The organism is Aquabacterium sp. (genome assembly GCF_004297345.1).
Taxonomy (GTDB): Bacteria; Pseudomonadota; Gammaproteobacteria; order Burkholderiales; family Burkholderiaceae_C; genus Aquabacterium.
In genome coordinates this window covers 1-5098 of record NZ_SCTN01000066.1, presented here as the reverse complement: position 1 = coordinate 5098, position 5098 = coordinate 1, and the positions used below count along the sequence as shown (strand labels likewise).

At 66.4% G+C, this 5098-nt stretch carries 5 protein-coding genes and 1 pseudogene; 3 read left to right on the top strand and 3 right to left on the bottom strand.

What is annotated here, in order from left to right; genetic code table 11:
- Nucleotides 1–315: pseudogene (locus EPO09_RS01975) on the bottom strand (hypothetical protein); the annotation flags it as partial.
- 47 nt (nucleotides 316–362) lie between these two features.
- Here EPO09_RS01975 and tsaB point away from each other — a divergent pair.
- From tsaB to EPO09_RS01960, 3 genes are read left to right on the top strand one after another with little or no spacing between them, the layout of a single operon-like run.
- Nucleotides 363–1169: a tRNA (adenosine(37)-N6)-threonylcarbamoyltransferase complex dimerization subunit type 1 TsaB gene (gene tsaB / locus EPO09_RS01970; protein WP_290639644.1), complete on the top strand. Its 807-nt coding sequence runs from the start codon at nucleotides 363–365 to the stop codon at nucleotides 1167–1169.
- Between the two features lie 24 nt (nucleotides 1170–1193).
- Nucleotides 1194–1700, top strand: coding sequence for a ribosomal protein S18-alanine N-acetyltransferase (gene rimI, locus EPO09_RS01965; protein ID WP_290639642.1), 507 nt, complete (start codon nucleotides 1194–1196; stop codon nucleotides 1698–1700).
- Entirely contained in the window at nucleotides 1687–2601 is a 915-nt protein-coding gene (locus EPO09_RS01960) for a uracil-DNA glycosylase (RefSeq protein ID WP_290639641.1), read from the top strand. Before rimI ends, EPO09_RS01960 begins: the two co-directional genes overlap by 14 nt.
- Nucleotides 2602–2639: 38 nt before the next feature.
- Here EPO09_RS01960 and EPO09_RS01955 read toward each other — a convergent pair whose 3' ends face one another.
- Both EPO09_RS01955 and hemB read right to left on the bottom strand, forming a co-directional pair.
- Nucleotides 2640–3914, bottom strand: a complete 1275-nt coding sequence (locus EPO09_RS01955; RefSeq protein ID WP_290639639.1) for a magnesium transporter CorA family protein — start codon at nucleotides 3912–3914, stop codon at nucleotides 2640–2642.
- 88 nt (nucleotides 3915–4002) lie between these two features.
- Nucleotides 4003–5004, bottom strand: a complete 1002-nt coding sequence (gene hemB, locus EPO09_RS01950; protein WP_290639637.1) for a porphobilinogen synthase — start codon at nucleotides 5002–5004, stop codon at nucleotides 4003–4005.
- Nucleotides 5005–5098: the final 94 nt, after the last annotated feature.

The following is a 5098-nucleotide window of genomic DNA, read 5'->3' as shown; positions in this document are numbered from 1 at the left end:
GGCGATCTGGCGTACGGCTTGCGCCTCGTGCTCCAGGCGCGGCGCGGTCGAGCCCTCCACCGGTAACACCAGCATGGAGACGGCCTCCGGCGGTACGTTGGCAGCTTCAAGGGCCGTCATCACTGCGCTGGGCAAAGCAGCCTGCGCGGTAGCCGCGATCAGCGTGGCGCCCAGCGCGGTCAGTGCCAGCCTCAACGGCGCGCTGCGGTGCCTGCCAGGCTCGCCCGCACGCAGCCTGCGGTATCGGCCCATCCCGTTCGGGGCGGCCAGGGGCAGGGAAGTCGGGAAACTGGAGGCGGGGAGGCAGAGGTGCATGGCGCGATCATAGAAGCCTGAGCGGGGCACTCTGTACACTTGAGCCCATGCCTTTGCCTGATTCTGCTGCGCCGGTTCTGCTGGCGCTCGATACCGCCACCGACCGCATCCATGCCGCGCTCAGCGCCGGTGGCCGTGTGCACGCCCTGGATCTGCCTGGTGGTGCCCAAGCCTCTGCCAGCCTATTGCCTGCGCTCAACGGTTTGCTGACCGAGGTCGGATGCGCCTGGGCGGATGTGGATGCCATTGCATTTGGCCGAGGCCCTGGCGCCTTCACCGGGTTGCGTACGGCCTGCTCGGTCACGCAGGGCCTTGCCCTGGCTTTGAACAAGCCCGTGATCGCGCTCGATACGCTGATGACTGTGGCGGAGCATGCCCGCCAGCGTTCGCCGGATGCCTGGTCCGCAGGCGATGTGATCTGGGTGTTGCAAGACGCCCGCATGGACGAGCTCTACGTGGCGGCCTACCGCTGGGATGGGCATGACTGGCAGCAGGAATGTGCCCCGGCCTTGTGGCCTCTGACCGAGCCGGCGAACCGTTGGGCGGCCGATGGCGTGCTGCAGGCGCCGGTCCGCTGGGCCGGTAACGCTGTGCGTGTTTATCCCGAGCAACTGCGTGTATTGGTCGCCGCCTTGCCCCCTGAAACGGCTGCGGCCATTTCTGATCCCGCTGTGCCGGGCGGGCACGCCCTGGTGGCCCTGGCCCAACGCGCCTGGCAACGCGGCGAGACGCTGGACGCCGCCCTGGCCCTGCCTTTGTACGTGCGCGACAAGGTGGCCCAGACCACGGCTGAGCGGGTGGCTGTAAAAGCGGCCGTGCATGGGGGCACATCCGGGGCCATTTCCGGGGCATGATCCTGCCCTCGCTCCATTTTTGCCATGCCGACCTTGCAGACCCGTTTTGTTGACCGCCCCATGACCGAGGCCGATATCCCGGCCGTGATGGCCATGGAGCGTGAGGCCTGCCTGCATCCCGTGCACGCCTGGAGTGATGACAACTACCGCTCGTCCATGCGGGCCGGCTACTGGGTGCGCGTGCGCTGCGAGGCCGATTCAGGTCGCGTGGTGGCCGTGTGCGTGGCCATGGACGGGGTGGACGAAGTGCACCTGCTCAACATCGCCGTGGCCCGCGAACTGCACGGCCAGGGCGTGGCGCGCAGCATCCTGGCGGTGCTATACGACCGTTGCCGCCAGCGGCAAGCGCCTTTGCTGTGGCTGGAAGTGCGCCCGAGTAACGAACCGGCCCGTGCCTTGTACCGCCGTGAAGGCTTCGTCGAAGTGGGTGTGCGCAAGAACTACTATCCCGCAGCCCAGGGCCGTGAAGACGCCCTGGTGATGAAGCGTGAGGTTGACATGCTCAACGGAGCCAGCCATGCGCTGGAGTGACACCCAGCGCGCCATGTTGCGCGAGATGGGCATCCCGCCGTTCTGGCCCGAGGAGCCCGTGCAGGCGGAGTCTGCCCAGCCGGTGCCAGCTTCCACGGTGGCGGCCGATCGCCCTGACGGTCAATTTGTGCAGGCCGCCTCGGCGGTCGTCGCGCAGGTCGGTGCCGCGGCGCCAGCTGATATCCAGCGCGCGTCGCCAGCCGTTGCTGCACCCCAGAGTGCGGTCGCACCAAGCAGTCGCCCTGCGTCTCGTGCACCTGCCTCGCCATCCGCCCCCGCAGCCAAGCCGGTTGAGGTGCCGCTGGGCCCCCGCCCCGTGGGTGTCGAGACCATGGGCTGGCCCGCCCTGCGCGAAGCCGTGGCCGGCTGCCAGGCCTGCAGCTTGTGCCATAGCCGCACGCAGCCGGTGTTTGGCGTGGGCCACGAACAGGCGCAATGGATGATCGTTGGCGAAGCGCCGGGCGAGCAGGAAGACAAGCAAGGCGAGCCCTTTGTGGGCCGCGCCGGCCAATTGCTGGACCGCATGCTGGCCGCGCTGGCCTTGACCCGTTCCGAGGCCGATGCGGTTCAGCAGGTCTTCATCGCCAATGTGCTCAAGTGCCGTCCGCCCGCCAACCGCAATCCGCAACCGCAGGAGGTCGCGCAGTGCGAGCCCTTCCTGACGCGTCAGATCGAACTGGTCAAGCCCAAGGTGATCCTGGCCATGGGGCGTTTCGCTGTGCAGTCCCTGCTCAAGTCCAGCGAACCGATCGGCAAGCTGCGCGGCAAGGTGCATGAGGTGGCGGGTGTGCCGGTGATCGTCACGTATCACCCGGCCTATCTGCTGCGCAGCCCTGCCGACAAGGCCCTGGCCTGGGATGACCTGTGCCTGGCCCGCGAGGTGATGCGCAGCCGGGGCTGACCCGGCCGGTCGGTAGACGGCCAGCGCGGGCCTGCCTGTCAGTCGCCCAGATAACGCTGGCGTCTGAACCACCAGACCAGACCCACGACCACGGCGCCCATCAGGGCCATGGCGATCCAGAAGCCGACTTTGGCATGGATCAGCGGCAGGGCATCGAAGTTCATGCCGAAGACCCCGGTGATCAGGTTCAGCGGCAGGAACACGGCCGTCAGCACCGTCAGCGTGCGCATGATGTCGTTGGTGCGGCTGCCCTGCGCCGAGAAGTGCATCTGCACCGCGCTTTCGGCGGAGTTCTCCAGCCGGCGCACATGCCCCAGCACGCGCTCGATGTGCTCCTGTACATCGCGTGAGCGCACCCTCAGCAGCTCGCGTTCGCGTGCCGCCTGCGCTTCTGCGGGCATGGGCCATTCTTCCAGCGCATCGATCCATTCCTGCACGGCACTGCGCTGGTCTTCGCAGGTGTCTTCCAGCATGTGCAGGGTGTTGCGCGAGTCCAGCAGCGCCTGCCAGTTGGTGAACTGGTTGCGGTTGCTGAGCAGCTCTTGCTGCAGGTAGCCGAACTGCTTGGTCAGCAGGCGGCGCAGATCCAGGTAGCTGTCCACCATGTGGTTGACGATGCGCAGCATCAGGTCGGCCGGGTTGGGCGGCAGGCGTGATGTGCTGCCACGGCCTTCATGGCGCATGCCGGGCGCGCCATCCTGGCCGGGCTCGTGCGCGGCAGCCGGGGGCAGGGCGTTGTCATCGGTCTGGGCATCGTCGCCCGTGCGGCCAGTTTGCGCCGCTGCGCTCGCGTAGCTGGGGCCTTGCGCCAGCGCGGCCACATCGTGCAGATCCTGCTGGCGCTGATCATGCCGAGGCGCGTGCGGGATCATCTGGCTCAGGCGGGCTTCGAAGAAATCGCGCACCGAGCAGTCGGCTGGGTGCACAGTCAGCAGCACGCGGTCGAACAGCGCAAAGCCCACCGGGCTGGTGTCGATGGCCGCCATGGCTTGCCTGGCGCTGGAGGCCGTGCCGCGCTCCTCGTCCAGGAACAGCCGCTCGGTGCCGTGGCCCGCAGCCAGTCGCCGGAACACCAGCAGGTCGTACCACGAGGTGTAGTCGTACTGCGAGGGCAGTTGCGGGTTGAGCAGGTCGGAAATGTGCAGGTCCACCAGGGTGCCGCCGGCCAGGCGATGCAGGTGCTGTTGTACCTGGGGCAATTGCACTTCGAACACGCGCCGGCTGGTCGTCACCCACAGGAAACCGTGGGCCGGCAAGGCCTTGGGCCACTCGGGCAGTTCGATGAAGTTGTCGTTGATCAGGAAAAAGCGCACTACGGGCTCCCGCGTCTCCAGCCGAGAGCTTATGCGATTTGGACGGGCGCACCGGGCATGGGTGCGCCCCGCTGTGCATCAGCCGAGATCAGCCGCGCAGCTTTTCTGCCGCGTCCAGCGCGAAGTAGGTCAGCACGCCATCGGCGCCGGCGCGCTTGAAGGCGAGCAGCGCTTCCATCATCGTGGCGTCATGGTCCAGCCAGCCGTTCTGGGCTGCGGCCTTGATCATGGCGTACTCGCCGCTCACCTGATAGGCAAAGGTCGGTACGCGGAATTCATCTTTCACGCGCCGCACGATGTCCAGATAAGGCATGCCGGGCTTGACCATGACCATGTCCGCACCCTCGGCGATGTCCATGGCCACTTCGCGCAAGGCCTCATCGGTATTGGCCGGGTCCATCTGGTAGACCTTCTTGTTGCTCTTGCCCAGGTTGGCAGCCGAGCCCACGGCATCACGGAACGGGCCGTAAAACGCGCTGGCGTACTTGGCGCTGTAGGCCATGATGCGGGTGTAGATCAGGCCTTGCGATTCGAATGCGTTGCGGATGGCGCCGATGCGACCATCCATCATGTCGCTCGGGGCGACGATGTCCACGCCGGCTTCGGCCTGAACCAGGGCCTGGCGCGTCAGTACGGCCACGGTCTCGTCGTTGAGGATGTAGCCGGTGTCATCCAGCAGGCCATCCTGGCCGTGGCTGGTGAACGGGTCCAGCGCCACGTCGGTCATCACACCCAGTTCAGGGAAGCGCTTTTTCAGTTCGCGCACGGTGCGTGGCACCAGGCCTTCGGGGTTCAGCGCTTCGCGGCCATCGGGGGTTTTCAGGCTGCTGTCGATCACGGGGAACAGGGCCAGTACGGGCACGCCCAATTCGACGCAGCGCTCGGCTGCTGCGAACAGCGGCCCACGGCCTAGACGCGACACGCCGGGCATGGAGGAGACGGCCTGGCTGCCGTCGTCCTGGTCCAACACGAACACAGGGTAGATCAGATCGGCAGATGTGAGCGTGTGCTCACGCACCAGCCTGCGCGAGAACTCATCCTTGCGCAAACGACGCGGGCGATGGTGCGGGAAGTGCTGCGAAAAAGTCATTTCTGTCTAACGTTAAAAATCTGTGAAGGAATGCAAAGCGCGCAAAAAAACACCATTAAAAATGGCTTTTCCGGACATGGGCTAGAGACATGCC

What these genes read in the sequence shown, in the direction of transcription:
- EPO09_RS01960 (WP_290639641.1), top strand. Translation starts at nt 1,687, where the DNA reads ATGCGCTGGAGTGACACCCAGCGCGCCATGTTGCGCGAGATGGGCATC.
- hemB (WP_290639637.1), bottom strand. Translation starts at nt 5,004, where the DNA reads ATGACTTTTTCGCAGCACTTCCCGCACCATCGCCCGCGTCGTTTGCGC.
- rimI (WP_290639642.1), top strand. Translation starts at nt 1,194, where the DNA reads ATGCCGACCTTGCAGACCCGTTTTGTTGACCGCCCCATGACCGAGGCC.
- tsaB (WP_290639644.1), top strand. Translation starts at nt 363, where the DNA reads ATGCCTTTGCCTGATTCTGCTGCGCCGGTTCTGCTGGCGCTCGATACC.